This is a genomic window from Blautia sp. SF-50 (assembly GCF_900101315.1).
In the GTDB taxonomy this organism is placed as follows: Bacteria; Bacillota; Clostridia; order Lachnospirales; family Lachnospiraceae; genus Blautia_A; species Blautia_A fusiformis.
The window spans coordinates 1-21,650 of record NZ_FMUW01000009.1 but is presented as its reverse complement, the minus strand read 5'-3'; the positions used below and the strand labels follow the sequence as shown (position 1 = coordinate 21,650).

Below are 21,650 nucleotides of genomic sequence, written 5' to 3'. Positions count from 1 at the left end.
ATGACAGTTACAGAACGGATCACAGCTCTTCGAAAACAAATGAAGGAAAAGGGAATCGATGCTTATCTGGTTCCGACCGATGATTTTCATGGTTCTGAGTATGTTGGGGATTATTTTAAATGCAGAAAATACATCACCGGATTTACCGGTTCTGCCGGAACTGCCGTGATCATGCAGGACATGGCCGGACTCTGGACAGACGGAAGATATTTTATCCAGGCTGCACAGCAGTTAGAGGGAACTCCGGTTACTCTATTTAAGATGGGAGAACCAGACGTACCAACGATCCACAAATTCCTGGAAGAAAATCTGAAAGAGGGAATGTGTCTCGGCTTCGATGGCCGTACCGTAAGCGCAGAAGAAGCAGAGACGCTAGAAAAAATCCTTCAGAAAAAACAGGTACATTTTTCTGTAAATGAGGATCTCATCGGAAATATCTGGGATGATCGTCCGGCACTTTCCTGTGAACCGGTAATGGAATTATCCGAAAAATGGGCCGGAAGATCCAGAGCAGACAAGATCCGTGAGATCCGCAGCAAACTGAAAGAGAAGGGCGCAGACCTCTTTATCCTCACTTCCCTTGATGACATTGCATGGCTTTTAAATATCCGCGGAAATGATACCCACTGCTGCCCGGTAGTTCTTTCCTATCTTGTGCTGGATGACAGTGAGCTCCGTCTTTTTGTCAATGAAAAAGCCTTTTCGGATTCTGCTAAGGAAGCACTTTCCAAAGACGGTATTGCCATTTATCCATATGATGACATTTACACCTATGTACAGACGATTCCCGAAGAGAAAAAGGTATTTCTTTCCAGAAGCAATGTAAACAGCCGGCTGGTCAGCAGTATTCCAAAGACGGTAACGATCCTGGACGGTGAAAATTTGACCCTTCTCCCAAAAGCCATCAAAAATGAAACCGAAGTCCAGAATGAAAAGACTGCCCACCTCAAAGATGGCGTTGCAATGGTGAAGTTTATCCACTGGCTGAAGAAAAATGCGGGAATGAAGGAGATCACCGAGCTTTCCGCTGCTGATAAGCTCTATGAATTCCGTTCCGTACAGGAGAATTTTCAGGGAAACAGCTTTGATCCCATCATTGCCTACGGTGCACATGGAGCCATTGTCCATTACAGTGCAACAGAAGAAACCAATATTCCACTTGAGCCAAAAGGGCTGGTTCTGATGGATACAGGCGGACATTATCTGGAGGGCACCACAGATATCACCCGCACCGTTGTACTTGGCCCGGTTACTGAAAAAGAAAAAAAATATTTCACAGCAGTACTCCGTGGACACCTAAACCTGGCAGCAGCAAAATTCCGCTACGGCTGTACCGGCCTGAATCTGGATGCCCTGGCTAGAGGACCTCTCTGGGCTATGGGAGAGGATTACAACCACGGAACCGGCCATGGCGTAGGTTATCTTCTCAATGTACACGAAGGACCTCAGAGTTTTCGCTGGAAAAGCCCTGCCGCGCTTCCGGCTCCTGTTCTGGAAGAAGGGATGATCACCTCCGATGAACCGGGATATTATGCGGAAAATGAATTCGGCATCCGTCACGAAAATCTTGTAGTTTGCAAAAAAGCCGAAAAAACATCCTACGGCCAGTTTATGAAATTTGAGCCACTGACTCTGGTCCCATTTGATCTGGAAGGTATCGATCCGGAACAGATGGAAGCAGGAGAGCGCAAATTGCTCAATCAGTATCATGCCCTTGTATACGAAAAGATTTCTCCGTATCTGAATGAAGAAGAGCAATCCTGGTTAAAAAAAGCCACACAGGAAATATAACCCGGAATTCACCTTAATATTTCCTTCCGACAGATACCATAAGAAACGCAAAACCATTTCAGGGATAAGAATAAATCCAACCAGGGAGGTACTTAGCGCCTATGAAAACAGAAAATAGAATTGATCACTACATCGATCTCCACGCACATCTGGACGGCTGCATTACCACAGAGATAGCCAGAAAACTTGCCGCATTGCAGCAGATCACGCTTCCGGCTGCCACAGATGAAGAGCTTCTTTCTCTTCTTTCTGTGCCGGATACCTGCGAAAATCTCAATGATTTTCTGAAATGCTTTGACCTGCCTCTTTCCCTTCTTCAGACAGAAGAGGCATTGGAAGAGGCTGTTTATCTTATCCTTTCTGAAATGAAAGAAGACGGTGTGATCTACGCAGAACTTCGTTTTGCCCCACAGCTCCACACACAGAAGGAAATGACTCAGGAAACAGCGATCCACGCTGCATTACGTGGTCTGAAAAGAGCTCCCATCCCCGGTAATCTGATCTTATGCTGTATGCGCGGTGATCTTAACCAGAAAGAAAATCTGGAAACTCTGGAGCTGGCAAAAAAATATCTTGTTGAAGATGGCGGCGTGGTTGCTATCGATCTTGCAGGAGCCGAGGCACTCTTTCCAACAGAAAATTACGAGGCGCTTTTTGCAAAAGCAAGAGAATATCAGATTCCATTTACCATCCATGCAGGCGAGGCCGGAAATGCAGAGGATGTAAAAACAGCTGTCCATATGGGGGCAGTCAGGATCGGTCATGGTGTGAGGATCGCGGGAAATAAGGAAGTGATACAGCTTGTAAAGGATAAGGGGGTTTTTCTGGAAATGTGCCCTACAAGCAACCGCCAGACAAAAGCTATGGAAGAAATGTCTGCTTATCCGCTGAAAGCATTTCTCGAAATGGGACTTAAGGTAACCTTAAATACCGATGATCCGGCGATCGAAAGAACAACCCTTTCCCGGGAATTCCGATATATGGAATCTCTGTTAAATCTTACCCAGGAGCAGAAAAGGCTGCTGCTTCTGAATTCTGTGGAGGCAGCCTTTACTTCCAGGAACAGAAAATGGAAACTGAAAGAACAGCTTCTTTTCTGAACTGTGTGAAAACTATCAGGCGAAAGGATAGCCCTGGACATCCGGATAGAAAATTTCTCATTACCCCATCTTGAATCCAAAATCCTTTTATGATAGACTTGAAAAAGTTTCACAATATAAGTATTTACCTGACCATGGTCTTACAGAGCGGAACATGGTCAGACTTAAGATAAAACGGTGTCATGCCGTATAGAATAGGAGATTTTAACAGAATGGCATTAAGTCCGAAGATGTGGTTCCTTATCTTGAAGGCGAACCATTTATTAACACTGTTCCAATAGAAACAGGTTTTACTAATACTGTTATTAAAAATGATGAATCTCTTGTGGTTAGTCTTAATTCTGAAAACCCGGAACTTCATGAGGGAATGATACGATTTGACATTATATTCTATGTCAGGATGAAGGATGGATTATCGCAGATTATTATCAATGTAGAAGCCCAAAAGGACGAACCAAATGGGTATGATATATTGAATCGGGCAATCTTTTATATAAGCCGTATGATTTCCTCACAAAAGGAAAGAGATTTTTCAAATTCAAATTATAATGATATCAAGCGAGTCTATTCCATCTAGGTTTGTATGAATATGCCGGAAAATAGTCTGGAACACATTCACCTGGTGAAAGATAGTATTGTAAATTCCCATGCATGGAAAGGCAAACTGGACTTGGTTAATATCGTAATGATCGGACTTGCCAAAGAACTTCCGAAGCATGAGGAGAAATATGAATTACATAGATTACTGGGAGCATTGTTATCTCAGGATTTAACAGCAAACGAAAAACTGGATATCATTGGAAATGAATATGCAATTCCAATGGAAAAGGATTCTAGAGAGGATGTGAGTATTATGTGTAATTTGAGCCAGAAAATTAAAGAGACTGGAATTGAAACCGGAATTGAGATGGGTAAACGGGAAATGATTATAAAAATGTACAACAAAGGTTATACAGCTGCTCAGATCGCGGATGTAGCTGAAATGGACGAAAAAAAGATAAAAGATATCATAAAAAATGCTGAATTGTTGACAGTATAAAAGATTGAACAGAACTATAAAAGTTCTTCTGGACGGGAGTATCCCAAAGTTTGTGTAAACCTTCAAACTGATGTAAGATAGAATTACTCAGTTTGGAGGTTTATTTTATGGCAAGAAAAAAGGATTCACCACAAAAAGCAGCGCTTAGAGAACTCATGGGAAACTACCTGAAGGAAAACAATGTAAAAGTAAAAGATGGAACAGATGTTAATTCCATTATGCGGGATATGATGTCTATCATTTTGGAAGGTGCCCTTGATCAGGAACTGGATGAAGAACTGGGATATTCCAAGTATGATTATCGAAATAAAGAAACCGATAATTCCAGGAATGGACATTCCCAGAAAACGTTACATACCAGTTACGGAGATATGGAGATTGATATTCCAAGGGATCGAAAAGGTGACTTCGAACCACAGGTTGTAAAGAAGTATCAGAATTCGATTACGCAGGACATGGAAGAAAAGATCATTTCCATGTACGCAAAAGGAATGACTACTGCCGATATAGAAAGCCACATGCGTGAATTATACGATCTTGAAATCTCCGACAGTACTGTCAGCCGGATCACTGATAAGATCCTGCCAATAGTAAAAGAATGGCAGGAAAGGCCATTAGAAAGTGTGTATGCTGTTGTATTTATGGATGCGATCCATTTCCATGCCCGTAATGAGGGGCGGATTGTAAAACGTGCTGTTTACATTGCGATTGGGATCGATATGGAAGGACGTAAGGATGTCCTCGGAATGTATGTTGGTCAAAATGAAAGTGCCAAGTTCTGGCTCTCCATCCTGAATGGCCTGAAAAACCGGGGTGTAGAAGATATATTGATTGCGTGTGTGGATGGACTGACCGGTTTTCCACAGGCAATTGAAGCAGTATTTCCCCAGACCGAGATCCAGCAGTGCATAATCCATCAGATCAGGAATACCACGAAATTTGTTTCTTACAAAGAGATCAAACCACTTATGGCAGATCTGAAGCGTGTATATGCAGCTCCTACAGAAGAAGTTGCATTGGCAGAACTGGACAGCTTTGACGAAAAATGGAGCGGGAAATACCCTAAGATTGCAAAGTCATGGAAAGATAACTGGGCAAATCTTTCAACGTATTTTAAGTATCCGGAAGCTGTCAGACGTCTGATCTATACCACGAACACGATTGAAGGATTTAACCGCCAACTCCGGAAAGTCACCAAATCCAAGACGGTATTTCCATCCGATGACAGTCTCCTGAAAATGCTGTATCTGGCCATGATAGATATCACCAAGAAATGGACGGGACACCGTCAGGATTGGGGACAGATCCATTCTCAGCTGGAAATTTTCTTCGAAGAAAGATTGGAAAGGTTATAAGCAGAATGCATGCTAGGCAGGGCTGGCACAGCCAGTCCTGCTTGACATGCCCTAAAACTGCATTATAATACAAACAAGGACAGAACCCTGAAAAACAGGTTCTGTCCTCGATAACTAATGACATATCTTATATCAGTTTTTTCTGTTTACACAAAACTTGAAACGCTCTCTTCTGGACAGCTACACTATCTGTAAATTATAACATATTATGCATCAGCTGCGATACAGGTATTTCCACAACAGTTACAAAAAGATGGTGAACCGGACTGAATCCACCATCTTTTTTCTTTATCTTCTGTTATTAATAACCTCTCTCGCCATATCTGCAAGTTCTCCGGCAGATAATTTTCCATCTATTTGCAGCAAATCATACTGGATGCCATCCTTATTCCAGTTAACGCTTTGAACCTGACTGACTTCAATCTGAGAAGCACTGCCATCGTAACTAAATACAACTTTTCCACTGGACTGGTCTTTTTTATCTTGTTCTGTCAATTCGTAATCATCTGATACCACTTTATTTATATAATGTACATAATACAAATTTGTTTCATTTACAGTGGCAATAATATCACCTGACGGAGTAAGTTTTGAGTTAAATTTCTGCTGTTCAAACGATACAACATCTCCATTCTTCTGATAATCAAAGGACACAGATTTAAAATTCTCAATTACATTTGCATTGCCATCCTTAAAACTGTTTTTTATAATATTGCCCTCTTTGAAGCAGTACCCGTTCTCAAAGGTATCAATCAATACCGGTCTATACCCAATATCCTTTGTAATCTGTTCTGACGTTGGAAGAGATGTATAATCAGCACGTGATGCAGATGAACCTGTCCACATTGAAATCTTTCCTGTTGCTGCCATAGCAGTAACTCCAATTGTAAGTGTTGCAGCTATCAACAAAGGTAATATTTTCTTTTTTGATCTCATAGTCGTTTGCTTCCTTTCTGTATCTGCGAAGTCAAGTTTTGCATAAACTCTCTGTCTGACATTCTCTGTATCAATATCAAGAGCATTGCAGGAAATATCTACCTGTTTTTGTATTCCCAATTCTTTAAGCAAATTTTTTCTTCTCATAATTTTTCCTCCGCATCCGATAACATTTTTCTGAGTTTTCTTTTTCCTCTTGAAAGTCTGGTCTTAACTGTAGAAATATTAAGTCCCATTGCTTTTGAAATATCCTTGATTTTTTCATCAAATTTATACCGCCTTACAAAAATCTCGCTGTCAGGTTCGCCAAGGCTCATAACTGTTTCCCATACATAATTATTGTGAAAATTCTCTTCCATGAAATTTTTGCCATCTGACAGCTCAATATCTTCAAGAGATGTATGATCCATCTTTCTGTTTATCCGTTTCAGAGCAAAATTCCGGGCAACAGCAGCAAGATATGACCGTAATGTACCTTTCTGCAAATCTATCCTTCCGGTATTCTTCCAAAGTACAACAAACACATCTGCCACAATTTCTTCAATATCCTCTTTCGGCAGTGAATTGCCGGCCATATGATACAAAACAGTACTCAAATACGGCGTATAAATTCGGATTGCTTCATCTATTGAATTTTTTTCTCTGTTCCTGAGACGCTGCAAAAGTTCTTCTTCATCTGTCATATCAATCCTACTTTCTTTTTAATATTTTCAAAAATTAAAAGCTTTTAACCTTTACATTCTTATATATCCTGTCAAAGCGCAAAAAGTTTCAATTTTAGAAAATTATGATATTGATACACCACTTTACAACTTTTTTATAAAAAAATATCGTACAGGATTTCCTGATGTATAATGAATTTGGCATAAAACATTACAAAGGAAAGTGACCCTGTACGGCAAAAACATTATACAGCGAAAAAACACTGATAGGCAGACTTCAGCAATATTTTTTGATCTATTTTGAAACTTTTTCTGTTCCGACAGCAAATACCTTATTTCTGCTGATATTATCTATACTGAGCCGCACACAACGGTTCCAACTATCTGAATGGACACTGCTTTGTGAGAGTCATGCTCTGCGTACCTGTCTGGAATGGGGATAAAGTATCTCATCTTTCCGTTCCTCTTGGTTATCGTATGTGGCAGAAAAAAGAGTCTAAACTGGAACTGGCAGCCTCCATGATCCGGCAGGTTATGCCTGAATTTCACAGCAAAGATCATGTCATCATCCCTTGTGACAGCTGATATACAAAACACAACCTGGTATCCATCGTTGATGAATATCCGAATCCGGATCTGATTGGCAATGCAAGGAGTGCTTCTGTCATGTATGATCTTGCTTATGTCCATCTTTTTGTTTGTAAAATTTCTGAAAATATTCTGGTGAAATGGTAGTATAATACGGAGAATGTAAAAAACGTAAGAGAGTAAAAATGAAACTACCGGATAAATTAGCACCGTTTCTGGAATTATTGCACATATACAGAGAAACTGGGTGAGAAAACAGTAAAAGCATATCGGATTGATCTAAGCAGTGTTTTGTTTTTGTCGCCTGTGAAGAGCAAGACAAAGAGAAGCTTGAGGAATATATTACGGAATTACATAAAAAACACAAACAGAACAGAGATTAAAAAAAGTGGATATTTCGTTGGCAATGGAAGAGGCAACGGAAAAAAATACTTTTATGAGAACCGATTTCCTTTCCGATGCATCTAATTAGTGTAAAAGTAAACATGAGTAGTAATCCAGCTGGACAAAAGGAGAAGACAAAGTTATGACAAAAGATGTATTTATTAAGGAGGTTCGGGATGCAGAAGCCATGCTGTATCATATATCAAAGTCCATTCTGAAGAATGACTCTGATTGTGGGGATGCTGTACAGGAAACAATTCTTAAGGCATATGAAAAACTTTCCACTTTAAAGAAAGAAAAATATTTCCGAACATGGATCACAAGGATATTGATCAATGAATGCAAAGGGATTCTTCGGAAAAGAAAAAATGTTATTCCATATGAAGAATATATGGACAATATGAAAATGACTGAGGAGGACAGATACAGTCATTTATATATGGCGATTATGGAACTTCCGGAGGATCTGAGGGTTTTGGTAACATTGTATTATTTAGAAGGATTTTCATTGAAAGAGATCAGTGAGGCTCTGGATATTCCGGAAGGAACGATCAAAAGCAGACTTTCACGTGCAAGAGAGTTTTTGAAGGTGCAGTTATCCGAAGAAGAGAAAAGACCGGCAACTGGGAAAAACAGCAAGCAATTAAAGAGAATAACAGGAAAGGGGAAAATGTCATGTTAGAGAAGAAATGGAATCATATCGCACCGGAAGTACCACAGGATTTTCATAATAAATTTGAAGATACACTAAAACAGATTGAACAGGCGGATTCAGTTGATAAAAAATACAAAAGAAAAAAAATCAGTGGACGATTATTGATTGCAGCAGCAGTAATCTGTACTGGTATGGCTGTTACTGTGGCTGCAAAAGAGTTCTTTAAATGGAATGATTACCTAGTGAAAAGACTGGATCCATCGGAGGAACAGCAGGAGACACTGCAGGAATCAACTTATATTCAGAATATAGACCAGTCTGTAACACAAAATGGTGTGACGGTTACCCTGACAGATTCTATTCAGGATCAGGGATTCCTGTATGCTTTTTTTGAAGTGAAAACAGAGGACAGTATTTCTATGACTGATCATACTTCTTTTGAGGAGATGACACATTTTAAGATCGATGGAAAAGAAGTATATGCAGTGGACGATAACAGATTTGGAAGTTTCAATACTGGGGTAGGACAGGATGTGTTACTGAAAACAGATCAAAATTCTACACATCTTAAATATTTTAACGCCTGTATATCTTATGACGGTGATTATGATCTGAGTAATAAAACAGTAGAAATCACATTAAAGAATCTTACGGAGGAAGGAGATTATGATACGACTGTTATTACAGATGGAACATGGGATTTTAAATGGACTCTGGGTGCAGTAAAGCCTCCGACAACTCTGGAAGTGAACCGGAAATGTGATTTTGGAGGTTATGAAATCACAGTGAAAAAAATGGAAGTAACGCCCCTTTTATGGTCATTATATCTTGATTATGATGAAGCTATGAAGGTGTATGAAGATGAAAAAAACAAATTTGAGTACGCAGGTACGGACTATGGCATGGATCTTTATGCCAGAACTAGTATTGACCAGGTGCGTTATAAAGATGGAACGGTTTTAACACTTGATAGGACCATGGGAGGCATCGCTGGCGGTGGAGAAAAACAGGATAAGGAAAACGGTGTCCTGATCATCAGAAACAGCTTCCCGCAACTGGTTGATGTAGATAACCTGCAGGCGGTACATTTTGGGAACATTGACCAATGGCTTGAAGTGCGGGGATAAAAGTTTTTTCGGTGATACAGAAAAATCCTCCCATAATTAGATAATGAGAAAATACAAAAAGAACCGATACAAGGTCTTTGCAAGACTGATATCGGTTCTTTTTGGCTAAGTCTGCCAACTGTAAATTTTGTTTATATATTAACGCATCCTGTTCATGTACAGGAAACGGATTCTAACGTATACTGAAATTATTGATTACAAGGTCTACATGAACTGCAAATACAGATTCCGGGTTATATCCGGAAGCCATATTTTGCACTTACCGGTAAAATCTGTAATAGTTGGCATAAAAATTCATTACATATTCGATATAAGCTTTAAATCTATTCATTGTCTGTTCCTCCTTTCTTTATCTTATGGCTGTATTATAAAGCAGGTTGACCGGGAGTTCATGCTAAATAGAAAGAAAAAACAGACAAATCTTGCAAAAAAAGGAGCGGGTAAATGTTTCCTGTATATGAGGAGAAAAAAAGAAAAGATGACAGATCGGACAGAGCAGCGTTGAAAGATATCAGTCAGAATGTTATTCCTGAAATCATCTGCAATCTGACAGATATGAAATCATCAAGAGAAAAAATCTGGATGAACAATGCAAAGCCATTTGGTTATGAGATTCTGGATATAAAAATTGGTGGCGTGATTACAAGACTTAAAAGTACAGGATACCGGATTGACAATTATCTGAATGGAAATGTGCTTCGTCTGGAAGAGCTGGAAGAGGAAAGACTTCCCTATTTTACCAAAGGAATGGACAAGCGGGAGAACTTATGGAATCGCATCATCAGTGGATGTGATTTGAATGACACGATCTGATAAAGGTAAATGAAAGGAATCAGGCTACGTGTGAAAATTCTAGTGATTTTAATAATTTTTGTATTTGCATTGTCTCTCTTTCGAATGATTCTGGAATGGAGTAAAAATAATAATTCTTCCGTAGAATCTGTGGATGCTGTTGTATCAGAAAAAATAGGGGAAATATATCAGCAGCAGATACCAAATGCAGGTGACCCGACAGGAAGTCATGGTTTTACAGTGCATGATATCCCCAGCTTTAAAATCAAATTCCGCATGACGGACTATACAGAAAAAGAATTTGATGTTGACAAGAAAGCATTTAAAAATATAAAAAAAGGAGATTCCGGAGTGCTGACTTATCAGGGAAGCAGATATTTGGGATTCATAAAAGACTGATTATTTGCTCCCAGATGTTCTCACCAGCGTTATAAACGATCAGAAAATAACGGTTTATACAGGAAATCAAAACTATTCTCACAGAATGGTTTTGGTTTCCTTTTTTGCTGTTACAAATCAGTTACAACTGCAATATAGAATTTAATGTATAATTAACCTGTGAAAAGATAGTTATAAAAACATGTGAGGTAATAATTATGAAGGCAAGAATTCTTGTGATAGAAGACGAAATGTCAATCAATGACCTGCTATGTATGAATTTGGAGATTGCAGGGTATGAAACAGTAGGATATCTGGATGGAAATGAGGCATATGAAGCAATTATTCAAGATCATGCGTTTCAGTGTGCACTTGTAGATATCATGCTTCCCGGAAGAGACGGATATAGCCTGTTACCGAAACTGAAGCAGTATGAAATCCCCGTAATATTTCTTACCGCAAAGGGAGATATCGCGAGCAAGATAAAGGGATTAAAAGACGGTGCAGAAGATTATATTGTAAAACCATTTGAAATGCTGGAAGTGATGGTCCGTCTTGAAAAGGTACTGGAACGTAATGGCACTGTACAAGAACAGATTCAAATTGGTGATGTTATCATTGATACGTCTAGTCGTACTGTTACAAAAATGGGCATGGAAATCTATTTAAAGCCAATGGAATATAACTGTCTCATGGTGTTCGCCAAAAACCCGAACAAAGCACTGACCAGGAATCAGATTCTGCAGGAACTGTGGAATGAAGAGTTCTGCGGAGAAACAAGAACTGTGGATGCACATGTGGGTCGTATCAGGAAAAAGCTTGGCTGGCAGGATAAGATTAAAACAATTCCCAGAATCGGTTACAGACTTGAGGTGGATTTATGAAACTCTTAATAAAGATCTTTGCTCAGACTACATGTATCATTTTGTTGGTGTCGTCAGGGATCTTTCTCTATACCACTTATTGTTGGAAAAATCAGAGTATACAGAATATCAACAGTTATGAAAGCAGTATATTCAGAACAAATATCTTACAGTTTGAAAATAAAACAAGCCTTTCTGACAATCAGAAACAGAATACCGACAACGAAATGCGCCCCCAAATAGTTACTTATGCTTTTCGGCAGGTTTTTCATGACAGCGCGGTTTTATATCTTGATGGAAAAATGATCTATAATGGAACTGTTTATGAATTCGATGTAAAAAAGTTAAGAGAATTATGTGAAAGTAAGGCAAACATGGTGGATCATGGCAGCAACAGTGACGGTCATGGCCCTATGATCAGTCAGATAAATGGAAGGACACTTTTGTTATTTTACTATGGCAATGTAAATATGGGATATCAGATTGTTACTTATAAAGATATAACAGATGTAATAGAAAAAAGTCATCTGCTGTTTTTTCAGACGGGTGTATTTACTTTATCTTTGATCGTGGTGATGGGAATTATCCTTTATTTGAGCCTTCGAAAAATCACAGCACCGCTTACAAGCCTAAGAGAAGCTACGCTTCTTGTTTCTGAAGGTATTTATGATTTTAAAGTACCGTCAGAGGGAAATACAGAACTTGCGCAGGTAGGTGCAACCTTTAATTTTATGACAGGTAAAATAAAAGAACAAATTGAAAGTCTTTCTAACATAAACCGGACACAAAAACAGCTTATTGGAAGTCTGGCTCATGAGCTGAAGACCCCAATGACTGCAATCATAGGCTATGCAGATACATTGCTTACTGTGCGCCTAACCCCGGAAAGGCAGGAGAAGGCTCTGATTTATATTGAAAATGAATGTCGCAGGCTTTCAAGACTTTCTATGAAAATGCTGGAATTGACCGGACTCTACGAAGCTTCGGAAAACTCATTCAATCCAGCTGAAATACAGGTGGATAATTTCCTGAAAGAAGTAAAAGAACTCATTGATTGCAGGCTTCAAGAAAAAAACATCTCTCTTGATGTATTTTGTGAACCAAAAGAATTGGTAAAGAAGTTTGATCAGGACTTAATGATAAGTGTAGTGACAAATCTAATTGATAATGCAGTCAAAGCCTCCAGGAAAGAATCTAAAATTGTGCTTGAGGCAACCCCAGACCATCTGATGGTTCAAGATTTTGGAAAGGGAATACCGAAAGAGGATCTGGAAATGGTGACGGAACCATTTTATATGGTAGACAAATCTCGTTCCAGGGCAAAAGGAAGTGTAGGGCTCGGTCTTTCTTTATGTCAGAAAATTATAGAACTGCACGATTTCCATCTGAAGATTGAAAGCAATCCGGGAAAAGGAACTACCGTCTCTGTTTTCTGGTAATCACACTAACGTTTACATATCAGTTACAAATCGCGAAAGATTTGGTGTAATGCTCGATGATATACTTATAACAACCTTAGAAAGGAGATTTTACCAGAAATGAGAAAAAATATTAAAAAGTTTGCAGGAATAGTGCTTTGTATTGGAATGTTTACAGGATGCGCACAGACCCCGGATTCTTCTTTGGTAAAGCCAAAGGGGAGCAAGGCTGTAGATGCCTATACGGAAGCGGATGATGTCAGCGGTTCTAAAGGAGAAGCATCTGAAAGCAAGAACGATGACGGTTCAGAGTCAAAGACAACCATCAGGAATCTCATCAATGCTCCTCAAAATTATAAAAGCCATGTGGAAGATGACAGTGCCAAGCTCGTGGTAAATACAGATGCAAGCGTAGAAATTCCGGAAGTGGAAAAGATATCTGCTATTTCTGTCACCGCGGCAGAAGTTACCCAGGAGCTTCTCGACCGTATTACAAACGCATTCTTCTCAGAGGCAAAACTTTATACCATGGATAGTTATTATGTGAAGACAAAGGATGAAATTAAAAAAACTCTGGATGAACTAAAAGAAGACGTTGCAAACGGAAACCTGGATCCGTATAACTATGGAACAGACGATGATGGGAATTATGTCTATGATATCTATGAAGATATTGAGACATGGGAACAGGAATACGAAACTGCTCCGGAAAAGAAAACCCTGACAGAGGCAAAACCTGTTGCCGGAAATTCTTTCGATTGTATTGCACAAATGCCAGATGATTCACAATACTACTATAAAATATCTTCCGCTGGCTCCGATACCTTATCAGTCAAGATCAAGAAAGCAGCAAACAAGGGCGGGGAAAAAATACCGGAGGATGCAATGTGGTGTGATTACGGATATTCTGAAGAGGAAGAAAAACCCACAGAAGAATCTATCGGGCTGTCCCTGGATGAAGCCAAAAAACTTGTAAAGGAAAAAGTTGAAAAAATGGGCATCACAGATTTACAGTTTTCTAACTGGAATTACGCGGTGTGCAAAAGTTTTGAAGGCGATAATAGTTCAGGTAATTTTGGAAATGGATATAGAATTGACTATGCACGTACCATAAATGGTGTGCCGGTAACTCAGACAATTGCAGGCGGTGGGGCATTGGAAGATATGGACAGTACAATGGAAACATGGTCTTATGAAAGTCTCTGTTTCTATGTCGATAAAGATGGCATAGAAAGCATGACTTATTCAAATCCATACACAATTGGTAACATAAAGACAGAGAATTTAAATCTTCTTTCATTCAGCGAGATTATGAAAATTTATGAAAAAATGATGGTGGTAACAAACGCTGATAATATGCAATATGAAAATTCCAGGGTCTATAATATTGATCGGATTGTTCTTGGTTATGCCAGAATATATGAGCCGTCTACTGACGCACACACAGGTATTATGATCCCTGTCTGGGATTTTTTCGGCAGCATGACTTCAGAAAGTGAATATAACGGAGAAACAGAATCAAATACCATAAAAACTCCGAATGAAAGTTTCCTTACCATTAATGCTGTGGATGGCAGTATTATAGACCGAAATTTGGGTTACTGACATGAGGCAGGTATTTGGAATTGTACGGTACAATTTCTTCGGATTTTTACGCAATCCCAAAGTTATTTTTATATTTCTGTTAGAATTTGTACTTAGTTTTCTACTTACAGGCAGAATCATGGTTGTAATGGAGACCTACGATACACCGGTACAGGCCATTGAGCCATTTATCTGGACATTTGGGGATGGGATAGCAGTACTGTCCAGTTCGCTGCTCTTGCTTCTTATGTTTTCTGACCTGCCGAAGATGACACCTATTACTCCATACCAGCTGACCCGGACAACCAAGAGGAAATGGCTTTTAGGTCAATTCATTTATGTTATTCTTGTGACTGTTTTATATACGGTTTTGATGCTGTTATTTACGGCCGTGCTGTGTATGAAAAAGAGTTATCCAGGTAACCTGTGGAGCGAAACTGCGGCCATGCTTGGTTATTCAGAATTAGGAAAAAACCTGCAGGTCCCTTCTACAGTAAGGGTCATGGAAAGTATCTCACCCTATGGCTGTATGCTGCAGGTTTTCTTCCTTCTGTTTTGTTATTCGCTGACCTTAAGCTTTGTAATCCTTGTAGGAAATCTCTATAAAGGGAAGACTAAGGGTATGATTTTTGGCCTTCTTTACAGTGTATTTGGTTTTTTATTGGACCCGAAAGTACTGGCTGCAATTTTACATAAAGAAAAATACGAAATGTATCAGGTAAATGTATTAATCTGCTGGATCAGTCCTCTGAACCAGGCAGTATACGGAAAACATAACTTAGGTTATGACCCATTGCTTCCGAAAATCACGCATTCCTACATGTTTTTTCTGGGTATTTTAGTTCTTCTTGCAGTTTTTGCAATTAACCGGATGAAAAAATATACCTTTGAATTTCTTGGAGAAAAGACATGATCGGGAGGGGGAATACCTGTGTGGGGTGAAACAAAACGTATGTTATTTAATAAGAATTTTCTGGCAGCATGGCTGATAGCCTGCATTTCCATCGCCATTGGCCAGACTTATCCCAGCTTAAAAAAAGCACTGGCATGTGGTACTTTTATCAGTATACTGGAAGGTTCCTTAAAAAGTCAGGCAGTATCTTTTGCCATTCCGGTAGCGGCCGTATTGCCATGGAGTGATTCCATTCTGCAAGAATATAAAAGTGGATTTTTAAAGGAGATACTTCCCAGAACGACCCGCAGACAGTATGTCGAAGGTAAAGTCTTTTCTATTATGATGTCTGGTTTTATGGTCTGGACATTAGCTATACTAACGGTACTTTTTATCAATTTTATTGTGTTCTATCCGCTGGAGATACAGGGTGCTATTCAGAAAGAAGCACTTCTGGACTTGCTCATGAAGGCATTCCGGACAGGACTTATCGGAAGTATCATAAGTACTTTCGGTGGAAGCTGCGGGATTTTATGGGATTCTGCTTACATGGTATATGGAATCCCTTTTGTAAGCTTCTATTTCGGAATTATTCTTCATGACCGCTATTTTAAAAATCAGATATGGTTTTATCCAGTAGAATGGATATTGGCTGATAAAAATTGGGGACCGGACAAAATAGGACTTTGGCTATTTCTACTGTTGTTTTTATTAGTAATGCTGGGAATTCTGGGAGGTGTTTTATATGGAAGATTGGAAGAAATCTGAAGGGACATTTAATCTGGCCTGTGATCCGCAAAGAGCAAGTGGAATGATGCAGAACACCTGCGTAAAAATAGAACACGTGACCAAACGTTTCGGTGAAGACATCGTGTTACAGGAAGTAAATCTTTCCTTGAAAACAGGGAACGTCTATGGGATTGTTGGAAATAACGGTTCCGGAAAGACCGTTCTTATGAAATGCATCTGTGGGTTTCTCCCTGTAACTACGGGCACTATTTTTGTATTTGGAAAAAAAATAGGCCATGATGTGGATTTTCCTGAAAGTCTTGGAGTTATTATCGAGACTCCCGGTTTTCTTACACAATATACGGGCTTTAAAAATCTGGAGATCCTGGCAGACATGAATGGCCGGATTTCGAAGGCCGATATCCGCATAGTCTTAAAAAGGGTAGGATTGGATCCGGACATGAAGAAACCAGTCGGAAAATATTCCCTTGGAATGCGTCAACGCCTTGGTATTGCACAGGCCATTATGGAAGATCCTCTGTTTTTGATCTTGGATGAGCCGTTTAATGGACTGGATAAACATGGCGTGGAAGAAATAAGAGAACTGCTGCTGGATTTAAAAGCAGCAGGAAAAACCATTTTGCTGGCAAGCCATAATGAAGAGGACATCAGAATCTTATGTGACCACGTATATGAAATGGATGGAGGAATCTTAAGAGAAAGGACTGCCTGATAATGAGAAATTTATTTGTAAAAACGGCATTAGTATTGTGTACGACAATAATATTTCTTCCAGCTACCGTTTTTGCCACAGAGCCTCAAAACACGGAGATTACATCTGCTGAAGAAGGATTTACGGACTCAGATCCGTCCGTATCTTATGAGAATGATAACTCGTTAACCCTTGATAAAAAAGAGGATGATTCTACGAGTAGCGAACCTCCGGCAGAGGATGAAAAGACTCCTGATAAAGCTGATACCGATAAAGAAAATCCGGATCCGGATATTTTTACATCAGGAGATGACTTTGGTGATGGTTCTAAATCGAATCCTTTTCATGTTGTAATAGACAGTGATAATCCGGAGGACGGTGACGCCCCGCAGATAACAGATCCGGTTATAGACAACGGAGGGTATTCGGGCGGTGGGGGAGGAGGTAATTCAACATCAGACTCATCAAGTGAAAAAATATTACATAAACCGCAGGTATTATTAGAAGACAGCAATCTTTCAGGTGGACGATTGGAGGCTGGTTCTACAACAGAAATGTCGCTGACATTTCGAAATAAAAGCTGCAGTCAAAATGTATTTGGTTTAAAAATTTCCCTTTCTACAGAGAACAAAGGAATCGAATTTGAGAAAAACTCTTTTTATGTACAAGTCCTGGCTCCGGGTGAAGCAATTACTTTGGAACAGATGATTACTATAACAGAAAACTGTGATCCTGGACAGGCTGTCATTACTTTTTCTCTGGATTATGAAGATTCAAAAGCAACGGCAACTACCGGTACAGAATCACTGTCTTTTCAGATCATCCAACCGGTTCGTGTTAAGCTGGAAGCTTCAGATATTCCATCTGTTTTATACACTATGGATACAGTAGAGATCCCGGTAAAAGCAATGAATCTCGGAAGAGACAAAATATACAATGCAAGTGTCAGCTTAAAAGCTGATGAATTAAGTTCAAACGATACGGCATTCTTAGGGACCATAGAGGCCGGAGATTTATCCCAGGGAAGTCTTCGCATATATGTAAAAGGAAAAACAGGAAAATGTGCAGGTCAATTAATTCTTACGTATGAGGATGCCGATGGCAAATCGTATGAGGACGAAATAAAATTTGATTCTGAAATCAAAGAAACCCAGATAAAGTCTTTAAAGGTTGAAGATGACCAGGAGAAAACCAATAACTGGTGGTATTCCATAGTTGCAGTTGTTGCAGTACTGCTTATTTCCATAATCCTGATTCTGGTCAGAAAGCTTCATAAGAAAAATATCCTTCTCGAAGAAGTGAGAAAGGCGGCTTCTCATTGAAAAGAAAAAAAATAGACAGCTTTACCTTATTTGTCATACTTCTGCTGACATTGACACTTACATTATTAGGAATGCTGCTGGCAGGCATGAAAGAAGAAAAACGGCAATTTACTGTGTTGCTCCCACTTGGAGATCTGGCTTATGATGAAGATTTTTTGCAGAAAGCGAAGAAGATAAAAGGTATAAAAGAAATCTGGCCAGTCATAGAAGTCCCGGTTGTCATCAAAATTGAAGATTATACGGAAACAACGACTTTTTCAGGAATTGATATGAATGCGTTTGGAAAAAATCCAACTCAGAATGAACTGGGGAAGATGCCGTTGTTATTGCTGGGAAATGCTTCCCTACGGGATATGAAAGACTATAATAATCATGCCATTTCAAAAAAACAACAGGAAAAATTTTTAGAGATGGGTGAAAACCTGAATATTTTTTATTCCCTGGATGAAAAAGAGAAGGAAACTTCCAAAGCCACGGATGATCTTACCACTTTATCCGGCAATTCCGCAAGAGAACTGCAAACCTCATATATGCCCTGTAAAGCCGCTGTAGTAATAGAAGGCAACGAAATCTACATACCCATTTCCCAGGCACAGGATCTCTGCAGAGAAATAGGAGAGCCTTCTGAAATCAGTAAAGTATATCTAAAAATAAATGGAAAAAATAACCTGGAGAACGCAAAGAAAATACTTTCAGGAATTTAACATAATATATAGCAAGAAGTCTCTTTCCTTTACAGATGTGCAATGAATTGTAAAAGCACTGTACGAACGCTGTAAAAGCAAAAAAGAACACTTGGTTGGTGATGCAGTTCATGGTATAATAGTATCAGTTGATAACATAAATGATAAAAAAGCTAATTTTGTTAAAAAAGGATCACAATGTACATTTAGAATATCAGATTTACCGCCTTTTGATCATGTGGTTGTAATGTTCCGTGCATAGCCCAGAATGGAACTAAGTAAATTTATCAATGTCTGTCCCTTTTTCAAAATCTGAGATTTAATTGGCAGAAGTATATCACATGATAATGTTTATGGTATGGAAAAAAGCTTTCGTTGTAGCCTATGGTTTTGCATGGAAAGTTATTGGATAAAAGATACTGATTAATACTTGGTAAAATGAGGGAGCTCACAAATGAAAAAAATTACAATTGCCTTAATTATGGTTATATCATTAATAGCACCAATTCAGACAATGGCGGAGAGTGTTACCCAGAACGGTACAATAATAGAGCCTTTGGAACAGAATATTGAACAGATCATCGATGAAATCACTTCTGAACCGCGTCCAATAAATTCTGATGCAATACAGAATGTAAAAGAATATATTAGTGAATATTTTGGCAATCTGGGATATGACAATATAGAATACCAGAAATTCGAATATAACGATGAAAACAATGAGAATGCAATAAGGCATTCCTCGCAGGCGGATGTGTTTCTGGCATCAACAGCCGAGAATGCAATTGTTGACGGCATTGGTGAAAATATCATTGTGACAAAAAACTCATCTATTGATACTACAAAAAATCTGATCATAAGTGCCCATTATGACAGTGCAGAAGATTCGGTGGGCGCCAATGATAACGGTTCCGGAGTGGCAGCAGTGCTTGAACTGGCAAGGATTTTAAAAGATACAGAGATACCGTATAATATAAAATTCATCCTGTTCTCGGGCGAAGAGAAATATATGCTGGGTTCAAGATGGTATGTTGGTAAGCTGACGGAGGACGAGCGGAAACAGATCATCGGAGTAATAAATATTGATACTATTGCAGAAAAAAGTGATCTGGGTTATATGGCGATGATCGAAGGAAACAAAAGACCAGACAATGCGGAATATGATGATGAGGGATTGAAAAAACTGGCAGAATTAAATAAAAACAGTATGTCAGAACTATTTACACCCAGTGACAGATTTTTCCTGACAATGGCAACCAACAGTGACCATTATCCGTTTGCATTAGTGAATATCCCGGCAGTATCTATTGTCCAGGACTGGCAAGATGGTTTGAACGTGAATGATAGTTCTGATGTAAAAGAAAATATGGATATGCAGAGAATTGTGGAAGTGATTGATCAGGTTATGGAAGTACTTCCAACGATCAATTAAATTTATATCAAAAATCTCCCACTAATGGTAGTGCCAGATAAAAAACATTGTAGAAGTCAGTAATATTAATGTTTTTCATGGTGCTAGCACAGTGTGAAGTCGAAATAATCAAATACTGACAGAGACTAGGAGGTGGAATAATGAAAAAATGGATCGTGATGCTGGCGGTACTTGTTATGTTCTGTCTGGCGGGATGCGGGGAAAAGCCGATGACAGCAGTGTATTTTCATACAGATGATAACAGCTGGTATTTTGCGGATCTGGACACGGACACGATTTTCTCCGGAACGATACCGGATAAGCTTACGGATGAGAATGGAAAGAAGCTGACAGAGGAAGATATGACAGACGGAGATGTTTACCTAATCTATGGAGATGGTATCATGCTGGAAAGCTTCCCGGGACAGTATCCGGGAATCACAAAGATGGTACGGAAAGAACAGGGCAATCAGGAAAAGGCCGATCATTACCGGAAGGAGCTGCTTTCCATGATGCGTCCGGTGACTGGAGAGTGATAAAATAAAGCTTTTTTAGAAAAATATTAAAAGAAAATATATATCCATTTCTTCTATATTTTGATAAACTATATATTAAGGCCACTGAGAAGAATAAATTTTAACAAATGTAGCAAGAATTCTCCCACCTCTTCAGGTGGTGAGATGAATTGCACATCTGAGCATATCTGCTCAAAAAAAATCTCTATAGTATAAAAGAAACACTCGTTCTCCCTTCCCTGATGTAGTATACTGAAAAAGAACAATTAGTTCATAAATACATATCCGTCGATATAAGAAAAAGGACGATAAATATAATGGAGTTAGACCATGAAAGATGCATTCTGGGGTCAGATCTTCGGCCTGCTCAGTGCAGGTGGAGCAACGATTGAAACGATACGGCAGTATATAGAAAGCCAGGGTGAGAAGAATGAACCGCGCCGTAAAAATAAGGATTTATCCAAATAAAGAGCAGAGAGTTCAGATAGAGCAAACAATCGGCTGCAGCCGCTTTATCTATAACCAGATGCTTGCAGATAAGATCAGCTATTACCAGAAAGAAAAAAAGATGCTCCGGAACACACCGGCCGGATATAAAAAGGAATATCCATGGCTGAAGGAGGTGGATTCCCTTGCCCTGGCGAATGCGCAGCTGCATCTGGAAAGTGCGTTCCGGAAGTTTTTTCGGGAACCAGCCTGCGGATTTCCACGTTA

24 protein-coding genes are annotated in these 21,650 nt (G+C 39.2%); 22 read left to right on the top strand and 2 right to left on the bottom strand.

What is annotated here, in order from left to right; genetic code table 11:
• The 5 genes from BLP57_RS07475 (at window position 1) to BLP57_RS07460 (ending at window position 5,285) form a co-directional block, all read left to right on the top strand.
• Window positions 1-1,791 (top strand): aminopeptidase P family protein, encoded by a 1,791-nt coding sequence (locus BLP57_RS07475; RefSeq protein ID WP_092070512.1) that lies wholly within the window; start codon window positions 1-3, stop codon window positions 1,789-1,791.
• 101 nt (window positions 1,792-1,892) lie between these two features.
• A complete protein-coding gene (gene add / locus BLP57_RS07470; protein WP_092070509.1) occupies window positions 1,893-2,891 on the top strand; it encodes an adenosine deaminase in 999 nt (332 codons plus the stop codon).
• Between the two features lie 232 nt (window positions 2,892-3,123).
• Window positions 3,124-3,468, top strand: a complete 345-nt coding sequence (locus BLP57_RS18220) for an Rpn family recombination-promoting nuclease/putative transposase (RefSeq protein WP_242872574.1) — start codon at window positions 3,124-3,126, stop codon at window positions 3,466-3,468.
• A gap of 45 nt (window positions 3,469-3,513) precedes the next feature.
• Window positions 3,514-3,930: a hypothetical protein gene (locus BLP57_RS18215; protein WP_242872573.1), complete on the top strand. Its 417-nt coding sequence runs from the start codon at window positions 3,514-3,516 to the stop codon at window positions 3,928-3,930.
• 107 nt (window positions 3,931-4,037) lie between these two features.
• Window positions 4,038-5,285: an IS256 family transposase gene (locus BLP57_RS07460; protein ID WP_005338314.1), complete on the top strand. Its 1,248-nt coding sequence runs from the start codon at window positions 4,038-4,040 to the stop codon at window positions 5,283-5,285.
• A gap of 288 nt (window positions 5,286-5,573) precedes the next feature.
• Here BLP57_RS07460 and BLP57_RS07455 read toward each other — a convergent pair whose 3' ends face one another.
• Complete coding sequence (locus BLP57_RS07455) at window positions 5,574-6,368, bottom strand: hypothetical protein (RefSeq protein WP_092070506.1); 795 nt, start codon at window positions 6,366-6,368, stop codon at window positions 5,574-5,576.
• Window positions 6,365-6,904 (bottom strand): RNA polymerase sigma factor, encoded by a 540-nt coding sequence (locus tag BLP57_RS07450; RefSeq protein WP_092070503.1) that lies wholly within the window; start codon window positions 6,902-6,904, stop codon window positions 6,365-6,367. The genes BLP57_RS07455 and BLP57_RS07450 overlap by 4 nt, the downstream gene beginning before the upstream one ends.
• A gap of 390 nt (window positions 6,905-7,294) precedes the next feature.
• Between BLP57_RS07450 and BLP57_RS18865 the strand changes: the two genes are divergently transcribed.
• The 17 genes from BLP57_RS18865 to BLP57_RS17595 form a co-directional block, all read left to right on the top strand.
• A complete protein-coding gene (locus BLP57_RS18865) occupies window positions 7,295-7,468 on the top strand; it encodes a hypothetical protein (RefSeq protein ID WP_330389374.1) in 174 nt (57 codons plus the stop codon).
• A gap of 529 nt (window positions 7,469-7,997) precedes the next feature.
• Window positions 7,998-8,537 (top strand): RNA polymerase sigma factor, encoded by a 540-nt coding sequence (locus BLP57_RS07435; protein ID WP_092070500.1) that lies wholly within the window; start codon window positions 7,998-8,000, stop codon window positions 8,535-8,537.
• Window positions 8,531-9,637, top strand: a complete 1,107-nt coding sequence (locus tag BLP57_RS07430) for a DUF4179 domain-containing protein (RefSeq protein WP_092070497.1) — start codon at window positions 8,531-8,533, stop codon at window positions 9,635-9,637. Before BLP57_RS07435 ends, BLP57_RS07430 begins: the two co-directional genes overlap by 7 nt.
• A 444-nt stretch (window positions 9,638-10,081) precedes the next feature.
• Entirely contained in the window at window positions 10,082-10,450 is a 369-nt protein-coding gene (locus BLP57_RS07425) for a hypothetical protein (protein WP_092070494.1), read from the top strand.
• Between the two features lie 42 nt (window positions 10,451-10,492).
• A complete protein-coding gene (locus BLP57_RS07420) occupies window positions 10,493-10,828 on the top strand; it encodes a DUF2500 domain-containing protein (RefSeq protein ID WP_161206386.1) in 336 nt (111 codons plus the stop codon).
• A gap of 197 nt (window positions 10,829-11,025) precedes the next feature.
• Window positions 11,026-11,691, top strand: a complete 666-nt coding sequence (locus tag BLP57_RS07415) for a response regulator transcription factor (protein ID WP_059085761.1) — start codon at window positions 11,026-11,028, stop codon at window positions 11,689-11,691.
• 281 nt (window positions 11,692-11,972) lie between these two features.
• On the top strand, window positions 11,973-13,109 hold the full coding sequence (locus tag BLP57_RS07410) for a sensor histidine kinase (RefSeq protein ID WP_242872572.1): 1,137 nt from the start codon (window positions 11,973-11,975) through the stop codon (window positions 13,107-13,109).
• 99 nt (window positions 13,110-13,208) lie between these two features.
• A complete protein-coding gene (locus BLP57_RS07405; protein WP_092070485.1) occupies window positions 13,209-14,693 on the top strand; it encodes a DUF6034 family protein in 1,485 nt (494 codons plus the stop codon).
• Window positions 14,694-14,811: 118 nt separating this feature from the next.
• Window positions 14,812-15,585 (top strand): hypothetical protein, encoded by a 774-nt coding sequence (locus BLP57_RS07400; protein ID WP_242872571.1) that lies wholly within the window; start codon window positions 14,812-14,814, stop codon window positions 15,583-15,585.
• An 18-nt stretch (window positions 15,586-15,603) separates the two neighbouring features.
• Window positions 15,604-16,332 carry an ABC transporter permease gene (locus tag BLP57_RS07395; RefSeq protein ID WP_242650130.1) on the top strand — a complete coding sequence of 243 codons (729 nt, stop codon included), beginning with the start codon at window positions 15,604-15,606 and terminating at the stop codon, window positions 16,330-16,332.
• 43 nt (window positions 16,333-16,375) lie between these two features.
• Complete coding sequence (locus BLP57_RS07390; RefSeq protein ID WP_044925097.1) at window positions 16,376-17,026, top strand: ATP-binding cassette domain-containing protein; 651 nt, start codon at window positions 16,376-16,378, stop codon at window positions 17,024-17,026.
• 2 nt (window positions 17,027-17,028) lie between these two features.
• On the top strand, window positions 17,029-18,327 hold the full coding sequence (locus BLP57_RS07385) for a hypothetical protein (protein WP_092070482.1): 1,299 nt from the start codon (window positions 17,029-17,031) through the stop codon (window positions 18,325-18,327).
• Complete coding sequence (locus tag BLP57_RS07380; RefSeq protein WP_242872570.1) at window positions 18,324-19,031, top strand: hypothetical protein; 708 nt, start codon at window positions 18,324-18,326, stop codon at window positions 19,029-19,031. The genes BLP57_RS07385 and BLP57_RS07380 overlap by 4 nt, the downstream gene beginning before the upstream one ends.
• A 433-nt stretch (window positions 19,032-19,464) precedes the next feature.
• Window positions 19,465-20,442, top strand: a complete 978-nt coding sequence (locus tag BLP57_RS07375) for a M28 family metallopeptidase (RefSeq protein WP_242872569.1) — start codon at window positions 19,465-19,467, stop codon at window positions 20,440-20,442.
• Between the two features lie 140 nt (window positions 20,443-20,582).
• Window positions 20,583-20,957 (top strand): hypothetical protein, encoded by a 375-nt coding sequence (locus BLP57_RS07370; protein ID WP_015524968.1) that lies wholly within the window; start codon window positions 20,583-20,585, stop codon window positions 20,955-20,957.
• A gap of 309 nt (window positions 20,958-21,266) precedes the next feature.
• Window positions 21,267-21,404, top strand: a complete 138-nt coding sequence (locus BLP57_RS07365) for a hypothetical protein (RefSeq protein WP_199579967.1) — start codon at window positions 21,267-21,269, stop codon at window positions 21,402-21,404.
• Window positions 21,367-21,650 (top strand): helix-turn-helix domain-containing protein (locus tag BLP57_RS17595; protein WP_175442958.1); only part of this gene is annotated, 284 nt, incomplete at its 3' end. The genes BLP57_RS07365 and BLP57_RS17595, both read left to right, overlap by 38 nt.

Excerpts from the sequence above, each read along its gene's own strand:
- BLP57_RS07415 (WP_059085761.1), top strand. The coding sequence starts at position 11,026 with ATGAAGGCAAGAATTCTTGTGATAGAAGACGAAATGTCAATCAATGAC.
- BLP57_RS07390 (WP_044925097.1), top strand. The coding sequence starts at position 16,376 with ATGATGCAGAACACCTGCGTAAAAATAGAACACGTGACCAAACGTTTC.
- BLP57_RS07475 (WP_092070512.1), top strand. The coding sequence starts at position 1 with ATGACAGTTACAGAACGGATCACAGCTCTTCGAAAACAAATGAAGGAA.
- BLP57_RS18865 (WP_330389374.1), top strand. The coding sequence starts at position 7,295 with ATGCTCTGCGTACCTGTCTGGAATGGGGATAAAGTATCTCATCTTTCC.
- BLP57_RS07430 (WP_092070497.1), top strand. The coding sequence starts at position 8,531 with ATGTTAGAGAAGAAATGGAATCATATCGCACCGGAAGTACCACAGGAT.
- BLP57_RS07435 (WP_092070500.1), top strand. The coding sequence starts at position 7,998 with ATGACAAAAGATGTATTTATTAAGGAGGTTCGGGATGCAGAAGCCATG.
- BLP57_RS07460 (WP_005338314.1), top strand. The coding sequence starts at position 4,038 with ATGGCAAGAAAAAAGGATTCACCACAAAAAGCAGCGCTTAGAGAACTC.
- BLP57_RS07410 (WP_242872572.1), top strand. The coding sequence starts at position 11,973 with ATGATCTATAATGGAACTGTTTATGAATTCGATGTAAAAAAGTTAAGA.
- BLP57_RS07455 (WP_092070506.1), bottom strand. The coding sequence starts at position 6,368 with ATGAGAAGAAAAAATTTGCTTAAAGAATTGGGAATACAAAAACAGGTA.
- BLP57_RS07385 (WP_092070482.1), top strand. The coding sequence starts at position 17,029 with ATGAGAAATTTATTTGTAAAAACGGCATTAGTATTGTGTACGACAATA.
- BLP57_RS07365 (WP_199579967.1), top strand. The coding sequence starts at position 21,267 with ATGAAAGATGCATTCTGGGGTCAGATCTTCGGCCTGCTCAGTGCAGGT.
- BLP57_RS07425 (WP_092070494.1), top strand. The coding sequence starts at position 10,082 with ATGTTTCCTGTATATGAGGAGAAAAAAAGAAAAGATGACAGATCGGAC.
- BLP57_RS07405 (WP_092070485.1), top strand. The coding sequence starts at position 13,209 with ATGAGAAAAAATATTAAAAAGTTTGCAGGAATAGTGCTTTGTATTGGA.
- BLP57_RS07400 (WP_242872571.1), top strand. The coding sequence starts at position 14,812 with ATGGTTGTAATGGAGACCTACGATACACCGGTACAGGCCATTGAGCCA.
- BLP57_RS07370 (WP_015524968.1), top strand. The coding sequence starts at position 20,583 with ATGAAAAAATGGATCGTGATGCTGGCGGTACTTGTTATGTTCTGTCTG.
- BLP57_RS07450 (WP_092070503.1), bottom strand. The coding sequence starts at position 6,904 with ATGACAGATGAAGAAGAACTTTTGCAGCGTCTCAGGAACAGAGAAAAA.
- BLP57_RS07375 (WP_242872569.1), top strand. The coding sequence starts at position 19,465 with ATGAAAAAAATTACAATTGCCTTAATTATGGTTATATCATTAATAGCA.
- add (WP_092070509.1), top strand. The coding sequence starts at position 1,893 with ATGAAAACAGAAAATAGAATTGATCACTACATCGATCTCCACGCACAT.